General features: G+C 74.5%; 11 protein-coding genes. 3 read left to right on the forward strand and 8 right to left on the reverse strand.

What is annotated here, in order from left to right; translation table 11 throughout:
- The first annotated feature begins 6 nt into the window (after positions 1 to 6).
- Together ABIB53_RS08335 and ABIB53_RS08340 are read left to right on the forward strand one after the other, a co-directional pair.
- Complete coding sequence (locus tag ABIB53_RS08335; protein WP_123090946.1) at positions 7 to 1,383, forward strand: FAD-binding oxidoreductase; 1,377 nt, start codon at positions 7 to 9, stop codon at positions 1,381 to 1,383.
- A 78-nt stretch (positions 1,384 to 1,461) separates the two neighbouring features.
- Positions 1,462 to 2,199: a hypothetical protein gene (locus ABIB53_RS08340; protein ID WP_354587832.1), complete on the forward strand. Its 738-nt coding sequence runs from the start codon at positions 1,462 to 1,464 to the stop codon at positions 2,197 to 2,199.
- Between the two features lie 154 nt (positions 2,200 to 2,353).
- Here ABIB53_RS08340 and ABIB53_RS08345 read toward each other — a convergent pair whose 3' ends face one another.
- Genes ABIB53_RS08345 through valS form a run of 3 tightly spaced genes read right to left on the reverse strand, consistent with a single transcriptional unit; the run spans position 2,354 to position 7,168 of the window.
- A complete protein-coding gene (locus ABIB53_RS08345; protein WP_201466224.1) occupies positions 2,354 to 3,757 on the reverse strand; it encodes a tryptophan-rich sensory protein in 1,404 nt (467 codons plus the stop codon).
- Positions 3,754 to 4,494 (reverse strand): type II CAAX endopeptidase family protein, encoded by a 741-nt coding sequence (locus ABIB53_RS08350; RefSeq protein ID WP_068273829.1) that lies wholly within the window; start codon positions 4,492 to 4,494, stop codon positions 3,754 to 3,756. The genes ABIB53_RS08345 and ABIB53_RS08350 overlap by 4 nt, the downstream gene beginning before the upstream one ends.
- 31 nt (positions 4,495 to 4,525) lie before the next feature.
- A complete protein-coding gene (gene valS, locus ABIB53_RS08355) occupies positions 4,526 to 7,168 on the reverse strand; it encodes a valine--tRNA ligase (RefSeq protein WP_354587833.1) in 2,643 nt (880 codons plus the stop codon).
- 80 nt (positions 7,169 to 7,248) lie between these two features.
- Between valS and ABIB53_RS08360 the strand changes: the two genes are divergently transcribed.
- The gene (locus ABIB53_RS08360; protein ID WP_354587834.1) at positions 7,249 to 8,022 is read left to right on the forward strand and encodes a lysophospholipid acyltransferase family protein; all 774 of its coding nucleotides are present in this window, start codon (positions 7,249 to 7,251) and stop codon (positions 8,020 to 8,022) included.
- 211 nt (positions 8,023 to 8,233) lie between these two features.
- On the opposite strand, the gene ABIB53_RS08365 is transcribed toward ABIB53_RS08360, so the two are convergent.
- Genes ABIB53_RS08365 through ABIB53_RS08385 form a run of 5 tightly spaced genes read right to left on the reverse strand, consistent with a single transcriptional unit; the run spans position 8,234 to position 13,436 of the window.
- Positions 8,234 to 8,770: an NUDIX hydrolase family protein gene (locus ABIB53_RS08365; RefSeq protein WP_068273837.1), complete on the reverse strand. Its 537-nt coding sequence runs from the start codon at positions 8,768 to 8,770 to the stop codon at positions 8,234 to 8,236.
- 43 nt (positions 8,771 to 8,813) lie between these two features.
- Positions 8,814 to 9,662, reverse strand: coding sequence for an ECF transporter S component (locus ABIB53_RS08370; RefSeq protein ID WP_354587835.1), 849 nt, complete (start codon positions 9,660 to 9,662; stop codon positions 8,814 to 8,816).
- Positions 9,659 to 11,287, reverse strand: a complete 1,629-nt coding sequence (locus ABIB53_RS08375) for an ABC transporter ATP-binding protein (RefSeq protein ID WP_354587836.1) — start codon at positions 11,285 to 11,287, stop codon at positions 9,659 to 9,661. The genes ABIB53_RS08370 and ABIB53_RS08375 overlap by 4 nt, the downstream gene beginning before the upstream one ends.
- Positions 11,284 to 12,429 carry a CbiQ family ECF transporter T component gene (locus tag ABIB53_RS08380; protein WP_354587837.1) on the reverse strand — a complete coding sequence of 382 codons (1,146 nt, stop codon included), beginning with the start codon at positions 12,427 to 12,429 and terminating at the stop codon, positions 11,284 to 11,286. The genes ABIB53_RS08375 and ABIB53_RS08380 overlap by 4 nt, the downstream gene beginning before the upstream one ends.
- Positions 12,426 to 13,436 carry a hypothetical protein gene (locus ABIB53_RS08385; RefSeq protein WP_354587838.1) on the reverse strand — a complete coding sequence of 337 codons (1,011 nt, stop codon included), beginning with the start codon at positions 13,434 to 13,436 and terminating at the stop codon, positions 12,426 to 12,428. Before ABIB53_RS08385 ends, ABIB53_RS08380 begins: the two co-directional genes overlap by 4 nt.
- Positions 13,437 to 13,438 lie beyond the last annotated feature (2 nt).

The following is a 13,438-nucleotide window of genomic DNA, read 5'->3' on the forward strand; positions in this document are numbered from 1 at the left end:
GTCGACGTGAGCGCACTCTCGCCCGAGGCCCTCGAGCGGCTCGTCGCCGCGCTGCCCGAGGGGGTCGTGGCCACCCGCGCGGAGACGCTCGAGAAGTACCGCCACGACGGGGCGAACGACCCCACCGCGCAGCTGCCCCTGGCGTGCGTGCGCGCGGAGTCCACCGACCACGTCGTGACGACGATGCGGTGGGCCACCGAGCACCGCGTCGCCGTCGTCCCGCGAGGTGCGGGGACGGGGCTGTCGGGTGGCGCGTCGGGGCAGTCCGGGGCGATCACCCTGTCGACCGAGCGCATGCGCGCCGTCGAGGTCGACCCGGCGAGCCGCACCGTCGTCGTCCAGCCCGGTCTGCTCAACGCCGAGGTCAAGGCCGCCGTGGCGGAGCACGGCCTGTGGTACCCGCCCGACCCCAGCTCGGTCCAGATCTGCTCCATCGGGGGCAACCTCGCGACGAACGCCGGGGGTCTGTGCTGCGTCAAGTACGGCGTCACCGCCGACTACGTCCTCGGGCTCGAGGTCGTCCTCGCCGACGGCACGGTGCTGCGTCTGGGCGGGCGTCACGTCAAGGACGTCGCCGGCCTGTCGCTCATGCCGCTCTTCGTCGGCAGCGAGGGGACCCTGGGCATCATCACCTCGGCCACCCTGCGCCTCGTGCCGGCGCAGCGGCCGGCCGCCACCCTCGTCGCGACCTTCCCGACCGTCGCGGCGGCCGCCGACGCCGTCGTGCGGGTCGGTCGTGACGTGCAGCCCTCGATGCTCGAGCTGCTCGACCAGGCCGCGATCAACGCCGTCGAGGACTACGCCCCGATGGGTCTGGACCGCGACGCAGGGGCGCTGCTCCTCGCGCAGTCCGACGCACCGGGCGCCGCCCGGGCCGCCGAGGTCCAGCTCGTCGAGCGCGCGTTCGAGGCGGCGGGGGCCCTCGAGGTCTTCTCCACCGACGACGTCGACGAGGGCGAGCTCTTCATCCAGGCCCGCCGTCTCGCGCTGCCGGCGCTCGAGCAGCGCGGGCGGGTGCTGCTCGAGGACGTCGGCGCGGCGGTGCCGCTGCTGCCCGACCTGCTCGCCCGGATCGAGGCGGTCGCCGCCCGGCACGGGGTCGCCATCCCCGTCGTCGCCCACGCCGGCGACGGCAACACCCACCCGATCATCGTCGTCGACACCGACGACCCGGACGGCGAGGCGAAGGCGCAGGCCGCCTTCGTCGACGTCATGGCCGCGGCCGTCGAGATCGGCGGCACGATCACCGGCGAGCACGGCATCGGCCGGCTCAAGCGCGACGCCCTGCCGACGCAGCTCGGCCCGGAGGTCATGACCGCGAGCCGGCGGGTCAAGGACGCCCTCGACCCGCTCGGTCTGCTCAACCCCGGCGTCCTGCTCTAGCCGGCCTCGCTCGTCCGGGCGTGCAGGCGCCCGCCCAGGGGTGTGGCGTGCGCCCCTCTCTCGCGGTTGGATGGAGGCGTGAGCGCGTACCTCCTGCGGGCCGGTGACACCGGCCCGACCCAGCAGTCCCCGGTGACGTGCGGCGCGGCCTGCCTCACGGTCGCGCGGATGCTCGTCGACGACCCCTTCGCCCGGTGGGTGACGACGGGCAGCGGTCTGCCGGTCCTCGGGGCCGAGGGCTCGACGCCCGTCGAGCGCTTCGCGAGCTACGAGCGCACCGTGCACCGACGCACCAACGGGCTCAAGGTCTCGCGCGCCGGGCTGCGCCCGCCGTGGCCGCGCGCGCTCGGCACCCCGCCGTGGGGCGCGCGGGCCGAGCTCGAGGCCGGTGCGAGCCGGGTCGGCACCCGCTACGAGGTCGACGTCCTGCGCCCGCTCGGCGACGACGGTCTGCGGGCGGCCTTCGAGCGTCTGCACCGGGTCGTCGACGAGGGCGAGCCCGCGCTGCTCTACGTCGGCTCGGACGCGCTGCCGCGCCACGTGACGCTCGTGCTGCCCGGCCAGCTCGACGACGTCGTCGACGTCTACGAGCCGGCGTCGGGGCACGTGCGCCAGGTGACCGTCACCGAGGTCGTCGAGGCCCGGCTGGGCCTGGGTGGCTGGGACCGTGCGTGGCTGCTCGTGCGCCCGACGGGGGAGCGTCCTGCTCGAGCCGGGTCGCGCCCCGCCTTCGACCCCCGCCGGGTCCCCGTGCCCCGTCTCGTGCCCGGGACGGCGCCGACCCCCGACGCGGTCCGCAGCCAGCCCGTGCGCTGATCCTCGACGCGCGGACAGCCGCGCACACCCCGACGCCCGCTACCCCTCCGGCTACCACGCCGTAGTGGTCGTGATCACCACACCTACGGCGTGGTAGCCGGGTCGGTAGGCGGGGGCGAAGGGGGAGGGGTGTCGGCGGAGGGGGAGGGGCGGATCAGCGGCGGTTGCGGCGCCAGATCGCGACGGTGAGGGCGGTGGCGAAGGTGCACCAGCCCGTGTACGTGCCGAGTGCGGCGGTGCGCAGCCGCCCGTGGGGGCGGGCCCGACGGGTGAGCTCGGCAGCGGTCGCCGCCAGCGCCGCGGAGTCGATCGCCGCGAGACCGGGACGGTGCCCCTTGAAGAAGAGCGCGCTCCACCCCGCGTTGAGGGCGAGGTTCGCCGCGAGGGTGGCCGCGTACCCCTTCGCCGCCTTGGGGTCGTCCTCGGTCTCGGCGAGCGTCGCCGCGCTGCTCAGCGCGATGCCGGTGTACAGCGCCGTCCACACGACGGGGAAGGCGATGGCCGGCGGCTGCCAGCCCGGGGTGTCGAGCCGGCGGTACCACCGCGAGCCGGGGTCGGTCGCGAGGCTCCCGACGACCGCGGTCGCAGCGGTGGCCAGACCGGCGACCTGGAGCGAACGGCGCCAGCGCAGCGGGTCGTAGCCCTCCATGGCGGCCTTGAGGGCGTCCGTGTACCCGGTCCGACCGCCGGGGGGCGGGCCGACGAGCTCGAGGAGGTCCTGCTCGTGGCAGACGGCGTCGTGGACGAGGCTGCCGATGAGCGGGCGGGCGATGCCGGCCTTGACGGGGGTGACGAGCCCGATCCAGTGGCTCGCGAGCGACGGGGTGAGGACGGGGACGGTGACGATGACGCGGGGGACGAGCCCGGCGACCTCGGCGTAGCGCTTCATCATCTCGGCGTAGGTGAGCACGTCCGGCCCGCCGAGGTCGAAGCTGCGGTTGACGTCGCCCTCGAGCCCGGCGGCCGAGGCGAGGAAGTAGACGACGTCGACGATGCCGATGGGCTGGATCGTGTTGAGCGCCCACTTCGGGGTGATCATCGCCGGCAGCCGCTCGGTGAGGTGGCGCAGCATCTGGAAGCTCGCGGACCCGTCCCCGAGGACGATGCCGGCCTGGAGCACGACGCTGGGCGTGGGGCTGTCGAGGAAGATCTCGCCGACCTCGACCCGCGAGCGCAGGTGGGGCGAGAGCTCGCCGTCGGGGTGCAGCCCGCCGAGGTAGACGATGCGCCCGACGCCGGCCGCTGCGGCCTCGTCGCTGAAGAGCTGGGCCATCTCGCGGTCTCGCTCGATGAAGTCGCCCTCGCCGTCCATCGAGTGCAGCAGGTAGTACGCGACGTCGACGCCCTCGAGCGCACGCGCGACGCTCTCGCGGTCGGTCGCGTCACCCTCGACGACGTCGACCCGGTCGGCCCACTCCTTGGGCAGGCGCGCGGCGGAGCGGGTGAGGACCCGCACGCGCCACCCGCGGTCGAGCAGCTCGGGCAGCAGGTTGGACCCGACGTAGCCGGTCGAGCCGGTCATGAGGACGGTGCCGGGCGCAGCGGTGGTGGTGCTCATGAGAAGAGTCCGATCGACGAGGAGAGGTCGAGGGTCGGCGGGAGGAGGAAGAGCATGCCGAGCGACCACGTGAGGTGGGTGATGATGGGGCCGAGCACACCGCCGGTGACACGGCGCTGCAGCCCCGTGACGACGCCGACGGCCAGTCCCGCGAGCGCGAGCAGGGCGATGCCGCTGGCCAAGGAGACCAGCGTGTAGATCACCGCGGTGATGGCGACGGCGTGCCGCCGCCCCGCGGCGGAGTAGAGGGCTCCGCGGAAGTACAGCTCCTCGGCGATGCCGTTGACGGCGGTGATCGCCGCGACGACCGGCAGCGAGCCGACCGTCGCGTGCGCGAGCAGGCCACGGACCGGCTCGGACAGGGCGGGGATCCCGGCGACGACGAAGCCGCCGGCGAGGAAGATCGCGAGCAGCAGCAGCCCGAGCGAGAAGGACTGGACCACCGGGCGGGCCGTCGTCCCCGCCCGGGTGTGCCCGCGCCCGAGCCACAGCCGGCCCGAGGCGAAGGCGCCGATCGTCCACACCGCGGCGAGCGCGAGCGTCGCCCCGTAGAAGAGCGGGTCGCCGGGCTCGATCCGCAGCGCGGACGCGAGCAGGACCGCCCCCAGGGCGAGCGTGATGACGGCGACGACGCGGCGTCGGCGGAAGGCGGCGTCGGACTCGGCGTGGTCGCGCTCCACGGGGGTGAGCAGCGCGGCATGGAGGAACTTCGAGACCTCGGTCACGGGGTTGATCACGGGTCGCTCCTGCCTCGGGGGCGGTCGGGGGTCAGGTCTGCTTGGGGGGCTTGACGAAGGGGACGAGCTCGACGTCGACGAGGGCGACGGTCTCGCCCTCGGCGTAGTCGAGCGTGCCGGTGAGACGTCCGGCGGTGCGCAGGTCCGGCTCGCCCTGCTGCACGAGCGGGGCGAGGGCGGCGGGGGTCTGCAGCGTCGCCGAGGTGATCTCGGAGCGCATGCCGACCTTCGCGTCGGACTTGGCCTTGCGGACCTGGCTCAGGGCCGCGCCGACGGCCGCGAGGATCTCGGGGTCACCGGGCTGGCCCAGGGCGAGCTCGTCGACGAGCGGCCACGTCGAGCGGTGGACCGAGCCCTGCTGCCACCACGACCAGACCTCCTCGGTCGCGTAGGGCAGGAAGGGGGCGAGCAGGCGCAGGAGCACCGACAGCGCGAGCCGCAGGGCGGCGCGGGCGGAGGGGTCACCGGCGTGGGCACGGTCCTTGACGAGCTCGATGTAGTCGTCGCAGAAGGTCCAGAAGAAGGTCTCGGTGACGTCGAGGGAGCGGGTGTAGTCCCAACCCTCGAAGCCGGCGGTCGCGTCGCGCACGACGTGGGCGAGCGCGGCGATCATCGAGCGGTCGAGCGGCTCGGTGATGACCGAGGCCAGACCCTGGCGGGGCTCGAGCTCGGGCTCGCCGAAGCCGAGCGCGAACTTGCTCGCGTTGAGCAGCTTGATCGCCAGGCGCCGGCCGACCTTCATCTGACCCGTGTCATACGCGGCGTCGGTGCCCAGACGCCCGCTGGCCGCCCAGTAGCGCACCGCGTCGGCGGAGTGCTCGACGACGACGTCCTCGGGGGTGACGACGTTGCCCTTGCTCTTGCTCATCTTCTTGCGCTCGGGGTCGAGGATCCAGCCGCTGATCGCGGCGTCGGTCCACGGCACGCTCCCGTGCTCGAAGTGCGAGCGCACGACGGTCGCGAAGAGCCAGGTGCGGATGATGTCGTGCCCCTGCGGCCGCACGTCCATGGGGAAGACCTTGCCGAAGAGGTCGCTCGTCCCGGCCTCGGCGCCGCGCCAGTCGCCGGCGATCTGCGGGGTGAGCGAGCTCGTCGCCCACGTGTCCATGACGTCGGGGTCGCCGGTGAAGCCGCCGGGCTGGTCGCGCTGGTCCTCGCTGTACCCGGGCGGCGTCTGCGCGGCGGGGTCGACGGGCAGGGTGTCCTCGGCCGGGGCGATCGGGGCGTCGTAGTCGGGCTCGCCGGAGGCGTCGAGGCGGTACCAGACGGGGATCGGCACGCCGAAGAAGCGCTGACGGCTCACGAGCCAGTCGCCGTTGAGCCCGGCCACCCAGTTCTTGTAGCGCGAGCGCATGAAGGAGGGGTGGAAGTCGATCTCGTCGCCGCGCGCCTGCAGCGCCTCGTTGAGCTCGACGTCGCGCCCGCCGTTGCGGATGTACCACTGCCGGCTCGTGACGATCTCGAGCGGCTTCTCGCCGCGCTCGTAGAAGTTGGCCTTGCGCTGGGTCTTCTGCGGCTCGCCGTCGAGGTCGCCGGAGGCGCGCAGCGCCTCGACGACCACCTCGCGGGCCGAGTGCACGGTCTTGCCGGCCATCTCCTCGAAGACCTCGGTGCCGCGTTCCCCCTTCGCGTCGGCGACCCATGCGGGGACCTCGGCCTGCACGCGGCCCGCGCGGGTGATGACCGAGCGGGTCGGCAGGCGCAGCTCGCGCCACCAGATGACGTCGGTGAGGTCACCGAAGGTGCAGCACATCGCGATGCCCGCGCCCTTGTCCATCTCGGCGGCCGGGTGGGCGACGACGGGGATCTCGACGCCGAAGATCGGCGAGGTCACGCTCGTGCCGAAGAGGTCCTGGTAGCGCTCGTCGTCGGGGTGCGCGATGAGCGCGACGCACGCGGGGAGCAGCTCGGGGCGGGTGGTCTCGATGTGCACCGGCTCACCGGTCGTGCCGTCCGCGGCGACCCGGTGGAAGGCGACGCGGTGGTACGCCCCCGGGTAGTCGCGCGCCTCGAGCTCGGCCTGGGCGACGGCGGTCTGGAAGGTGACGTCCCACAGCCCCGGCGCCTCGGCCGTGTAGGCCTCGCCGCGGGCGAGCTGGCGCAGGAAGGCCTGCTGCGCGGTCGCGCGGGAGCGGTCGTCGATGGTCCGGTACTGGATGTCCCAGTCGAGGCTGAAGCCGAGCCGGCGGAAGAGGGACTCGAAGGCCTCCTCGTCCTTGACCGTCAGCTCGTCGCACAGCTCGATGAAGTTCTGCCGGCTGATCGGCTGCTGGTCGGCGGCCTTGATGCTCTTGGTGTCCCCGGCGAAGGGGGGCACGTACCCCGGCTCGTAGGGCAGGGTCGCGTCGCCGCGCACGCCGTAGAAGTTCTGGACGCGCTTCTCGGTCGGCAGCCCGTTGTCGTCCCAGCCGATGGGGTAGAAGACGTCGAAGCCGGCCATCCGCTTGTAGCGGGCCATGCAGTCGGTATGGGTGTAGCTGAAGACGTGCCCCATGTGCAGCGAGCCGGAGGCGGTCGGCGGCGGGGTGTCGATGGAGAAGACCTTCGAGCGGTCGGCGGTGCCGCCGAAGGCGTAGGTGCGCTCCTCGCGCCATACCTGCGCCCACTTGTCCTCGAGGCCGTCCAGGGACGGTCGATCGGGGATCGGCGAAGGGGTGGTGGGGGCGTTCGTCATGGGCCCGATCCTCCCATCACGGCGACCTCGCGACCCAATCGACCCGGGCCCTGTCGAGGGTGCCGTCGTAGGCTGGGCGCATGACGCCCCCGCGCTTCTCGGCAGAGCCGACGTACCGCACGATCATCGCCGTCGGCCGGCCGACCTTCCTCGCCCTGGGCTACCAGCTGCGCTACCGCGGCCGGCACAACGTGCCCCGTCATGGCGGCGCCGTCATGGCGGTCAACCACACGTCCTACGTCGACTTCCTCTTCGCCGGTGTCGCCGCGCGCAAGCAGCACCGCTTCGTGCGCTTCATGGCCAAGAAGTCGATCTTCGGGCACCCCCAGGCCGGGAAGATCATGCGCGGGTGCAAGCACATCCCCGTCGACCGGCGCGCGGGCACCGAGTCCTACCGCCTGGCTGTCGAGGCGCTGCGCAGCGGCGAGGTCGTCGGCGTCTACCCCGAGGCGACGATGTCGCGCAGCTTCGAGATCAAGGAGCTGAAGAAGGGCGCGGTGCGCATGGCCCAGGAGGCCGGCGTGCCCGTGCTCCCGACGATCGTCTGGGGCTCGCACCGGATCTGGACCAAGGACGCGCCCCGCCGCATCGGGCGCACGAAGACCCCGATCCACGTGACGATCGGCGAGCCGCTGCACGTCGGCCCCGACGACGACGTCACGGCCAAGACCGAGGAGCTGCGCGAGATCATGAAGCGCCTCCTCGACGAGACGATCGCGGGCTACCCCGAGCTCACCGGCGACGACCTGCGCTTCCAGCCCGCCCGCCTCGGCGGCACTGCCCCGACCTACGAGGCCGCGTACTCGAAGGACTTCTCCGACATGAGCCGCACCCGCGACGAGTTCACCGGCTGACCCCCTTCGCCCCCCGCGGCGCCTTGAGGCCTTGGTGCGAGTCCCACCAGCCCCAAGATTCTCGGGTCACCCGATAAACCCTTGCTCAGTACGAGTAAGAAACTCCTGCTGAGCCGGTGTTTATCGGGTGACCCGATAAACATGTGACGGGTGTGGCGAGCCGCCGGGAGCGGCCAGGCGAAGGGGGCCTCAGGCGAAGGGGGCGAAGGGGTCAGACCGGGTGGCCGAGGTGGGAGAGGGCCTGGCGCAGAAGGACTCCGTGGCCGCCGCCCATGTCGGCGAGCAGGCCCGGCTCGGAGGCCTCGCTCGGGGTGAGCCAGGACAGGTCGAGCGCGTCCTGCTGCGGGGCGCAGTCGCCGCCGACGGGCACGACGTAGACCATCGCGACGGCGTGCTGACGCGGGTCGTGGAAGGGCGTGACCCCGGGGGTGGGGAAGAACTCCGCCACGGTGAAGGGCTGGGGGCTCGGCGGCACCTGCGGCAGGGCCATCGGGCCGAGGTCCTTCTCGAGGTGGCGCACGAGCGCGTCGCGGATCCGCTCGTGGTACTGGACACGACCGCCGACGAGCTCGCGCTCCATCCGACCGGTGTCGGTGGCCCGCAGGAGCAGCCCGACGGAGGTGATCTCGCCGCTCTGGTCGACGCGCACGGGCACGGCGACGACGTAGAGCATCGGCACACGGCCCCGCACCGACTCGAGCTCTTCGCGAGGCAGCCAGGCCTCCTGGCGGTGGGTCTCGGTCGACATGGCCCCGATCCTGCCAGAGCGGGCGGCGCCCCGACGCACGGCGTCAGCCGGGCTGGTCCTGCGGCCCCTCGAAGCGCCCCTGCGCGTCGAAGGCCGCCTTGCGCGAGGCCCGCCGCAGCGCCCCGAGGACGGCCCGACCGGTGAGGCAGACGAGGAGCACGGTGGTCAGCGCCCGCCCGATGTCCCACCCCAGCGAGGTCGACACGGAGTAGACGAGGAAGCGCTGGAGGTTCTCCAGCGCCGGAGCGCCGGGCACGAAGGTGATCGCGCTCTCGCCCTGGACGGTGAAGGGCCAGAAGGCGAAGTTCAGCGCGACGCCGTAGAGCAGCGCGGCGAGCGCGCCGTACCCGGCGAGCAGCGCGATCTCGGCGCGCCCCCTCGCCCGCGGCAGCAGCCCGGCGCCGAGCCCGACCCACGCGGCACCGAGCATCTGGAAGGGCAGCCACGGGCCGACGCCGGCCGTGAGCAGCGCCGACGAGAAGAGCGTCGTCGTGCCGAGCACGAAGCCGAAGCCCGGCCCGAAGACCCTCCCGGCCAGCACGAGGAGGAAGAAGACGGTCTCGACCCCCGCGGTGCCCGCGCCCATCGGCCGCAGGATCGCGCCCACCGCCGAGAGGACCCCGAGCATCGCGACGGCCTTGACGTCGAGCCCGCCCTCGGCGACCTCGGCGAGGACGACCGCCAGGACGAAGGGGAGGAGGAGGGCGAGCACGAGCGGCGCGTCGGCGCTGTGCTCGCTCGCCATCTCCGGCGAGATCAGCAGCGGCCAGCCGAAGGCGAGCAGGCCCACGACGCTCGACATGACGACCGCGGCGGTCGACCACGGCCGCAGCTGCACGGCCCGGACCCGGTGACCGTCGGCGACCGGGCGCGGCGGGAGCGTCGTGCTCATCGCGGTGCCCGGAGCTGCGCGCGGACCTCGGCGACGGTGAGGTAGCCGGCCGGGGCGGTGATCTTCGCGACCTGGGGGGCGAAGGCGGGGGAGGCCAGGACGACGTCGGCCGTCGGGCCGTCGGCGACGACCTCGCCGGCGGCGAGGAGCAGCACCCGGTCGGCGCTCTCGGCGACGAACTCCACGTCGTGGGTCGAGCACAGGACCGCTCGCCCGCTGCGCGCCAGCCGGCGCACGGCGTCGCGCAGGGCAGCCTTCGCGGTGTAGTCGAGCCCGCGCGTCGGCTCGTCGAGGAGCAGGACCGGCGGGTCGGCGGTGAGCTGCACCGCGAGCACCAGCGAGAGGCGCTGACCCTCGGAGAGGTCACGGGGGTGGCGCTCGCCGGGGATCCCCGGGGCGAGGGCGTCGAGGTGCGCGCGAGCCGTGCCGGGCGCGGCGTCGCTCTCGCGGTCGGCCTGCGCGAGCTCGGCGTCGACGGTGTCGAGGTAGAGCAGGTCGCTCGCGGTCTGCGGCACGAGACCCACCCGGGCGCGACGCTGCGCCGCGCCGAGGTTTGCCGTGTCGGCCCCGTCGACGCGCACCCGCCCCGCGGTGCGCGGGCCGGAGCCCTGCAGCGCCCACAGCAGGGTCGACTTGCCGCTGCCGTTGCGGCCCATGAGCGCGGTGACGCTGCCACGCGGCAGGTCGAGGTCGACGTCCTGGACCGCGACGAGGTCGTCGTAGCGCACGCTCACCCCGCTCGCCTCGAGCACCGGCTCCGTGGCGACCGGCAGGACCGGGGCCGGTCGGGGCGCCAGCTCGCGCCGCAGGGAGACGGCGGCGCGGCGGGCGTCGCGCACCGACAGCGGCAGCGGGTCCCACCCGGCGACGCGGCCGAGCTCGACGACCGGCGGCGCCACGGTCGCGGTGCGCATGACGCTCGCGGGCGACCCGTGCTCGACCCGGCCGTCGACGACGTGGAGGACGGAGTCGGCGTGGTGGAGCACCCGCTCGATGCGGTGCTCGGCGATGATCACCGTCGTCGCGAGGTCGTGGACGAGCCGGGTGATCGCGGCGAGCACGTCCTCGGCGCCCGTCGGGTCGAGCGCCGACGTCGGCTCGTCGAGGACGACGACGCGTGGGTGGCAGGTGAGGACGGCTCCGATGGCGACCCGCTGCTGCTGACCCCCGGAGAGGTCGCGCAGCGGCGCGTCGCGCAGGTCGGCGATGCCGAGGACGTCGAGGGTCTCCTCGACCCGCTTGCGCATCGTCGCGGGCGGCAGCGCGAGCTGCTCCATGCCGTAGGCGAGCTCGGCCTCGACGGTGTCGGTGACGAAGCCGGCGAGGGGGTCCTGCCCGACGACACCGACGACGTCGGCGAGGTCGCGCGGCCGGTGGATGCGCGTGTCACGCCCGGCGACGACGACCCGCCCCGAGAGGGTGCCGCCGGTGAAGTGGGGGACCGTGCCGTTGATCGTGCCGAGCAGGGTGCTCTTGCCCGAGCCGGTCCGACCGACGACGACGACGAGCTCGCCCTCCTCGATCTCGACGTCCACGTCGCGCAGCACCGGCTGCGTCGCGTCGGCGTAGGTCACCCCGACGTGCTCGAGGACGACGGCCGGCCCGTGGTGGCTGCCCGTGCTCATGCGCTCTCCTGCGGGGTCGCGACGGCTCGGGCAGGGGCGCCGGAGGCGCGGCGGACGGCGCTCGCCCGGGTGACCGGCGGGGGCGGGGTGAGCACCCCGGGCAGCGCGGCGACGAGGAGCCCGAGCGCGGCCGTCCACGGCAGCGCGGGCGCCGCGAGGGGCTGCAGGGGCAGCGACAGGCCGAGGGGGTCGAGCTCCTGGGCGGCGAGCACCCCGGCGGCCCCGGCGACGCCGCACGCGAGGACGAGCCACTCCGCGCCCCGCCACGGGTCGGGCCGGTAGACGGTGCGGTGCACCGCGGCGCTGCCCAGCCGCAGCCCGAGCGCGCCCAGACCGATCCCGCCGACGAGCATCGGCGTGCCGATCCACGCCGGGCTGCGGGTGTCGAGCAGCCCGTAGACCCCGAGGCAGATCGCGAGGAGGGACGCGAGGGTGACCCCGCTGACGAGCCGCCGGCGGCGAAGGGGGACGTCGCCGCGCCGGCCGTAGCCGCGCGAGTCCATCGCGGAGGCGAGCATGAGGGAGCGGTCGAGGGTGTCCTGCAGGACCGGCATCGCGACCCGGCGGAAGGCGCGCAGACCCCGCCCGGCGTCACCGCGCAGCCGCCGGGCCCGCAGCACCCGCTGGACGGACTCGGCGAGCTGGGGGGCGACGGTGATCGCGACGACGACGGCGGCCCCGATCTCGTGGAGCGCGCCGGGCAGCGCCGCGAGCAGCCGCTTGGGGTTCGCCAGCGCGTTGGCCGCGCCGACGCACAGGATCATCGTCGCCAGGCGCAGGCCCTCCACGCCCGCGGCGAGCAGCCCCTCCAGTCGGACGGCGCCCAGCAGGTCGATGCCGGCGGCCCACGAGGGCAGGGTCGCGCTCGGCAGCTCGAGCAGCACCGTCTCGCCCCACTTGAGGCCGAGCAGGACGTGCAGGACGAGGCGCAGGACGACGACGAGGACCCCGAGCCAGACGTAGAGACGGAAGGCCCGGGCCCACGGGGTGCTCGGACGGCGCGACACGACGACGAAGGTGACGACCGAGATCGCGAGGAGCAGCAGCAGCGGGTTCGTCGTCGCCGAGACGCCGACCGCGAGCGCGATGGCCCACAGCCACCAGGCCCCGGGATGCACCGCCCGGGGGAGGGGTGGGGTCACGCGCGGCGACGACGGGCGGCGACGACCGCGCCCGCGCCGAGGAGGGCGACGAGCCCGAGACCGGCGAGCGCCGGCAGCGCGGAGGAGCCGTCCTCCTCGCGCACCGGGGTGCTCGTCGGCAGCACGTCCTGGGGGGCGCCGGCCGTCGCGCCGGCCGAGCCCGAGGAGCTGGTGCGGGACGCCGACGGGGTGCGCGCGCGGGTCGAGCCCGATCGGATCGACCCGGCAGTGGCGCTCGCGCGGCCGCTCGAGGACGCGGAGGGGGTCGAGGTCGCCCCTGGCGCCGCGCCGGAGCCGTCGGTGGTCGCCCCAGGTGCAGGGGCGGAGGGAGTCGAGCCCGGCGCGGGCGCGCTGCTGCCGGTCGCCCCGCCCGAGCCACCGGAGCCCTCATCGCCCGAGCCGGAGCCCGAGCCACCGGAGCCCTGGGTGCTCGAGCCGGAGCCCGAGCCGCCCGAGCCCGAGCCCGAACCGCCCGATCCCGAGCCGCTGGACCCGCCACCCACGCCCCCGCTCGACGAGGGCGCCGCGCTCGGGGTGGGCGCCGGGGCAGCCGCGGGCACCGACCACGCCGGCGCCGACCCGGCACCGAAGCGCCAGCCCTGGTAGCTGCCGGGCGCCGGGTCGCTCTGCGGGCTGTACGCGCCGTAGCTGCTGTAGGCCCACGACCCGCCGGCCTCGGCCCGCCAGAAGGACCACGAGGCGCTGCCCGGGGGCGTGCGCACGCACGGGTCGCTGCTCGGCTGCCCGCTGATCCGGCACACGAAGCCGGGCTGGGTCTGGACGTCGGTGATGGTGAAGCCCGCCCTCTTCAGGGCGTCGGCCCCGGAGGTCGGGTCGCCCGGGGCGCAGCGCACGTCGACGCCGCCCGAGTACTGCACGACGACCGTGACGCCGGAGGTGCCCTGGCAGGCCGCGGCCTGCCCCGGAGCGGCGCTCACCGCGAGCGCCGGGGCGACGAGCAACGTCGCGGCAGCGCCGCGGGCGAGCAGGCGGGTGGTCGTCGACATCG

The organism is Janibacter sp. UYMM211 (assembly GCF_040547045.1).
Lineage (GTDB): Bacteria > Actinomycetota > Actinomycetes > Actinomycetales > Dermatophilaceae > Marihabitans > Marihabitans melonis.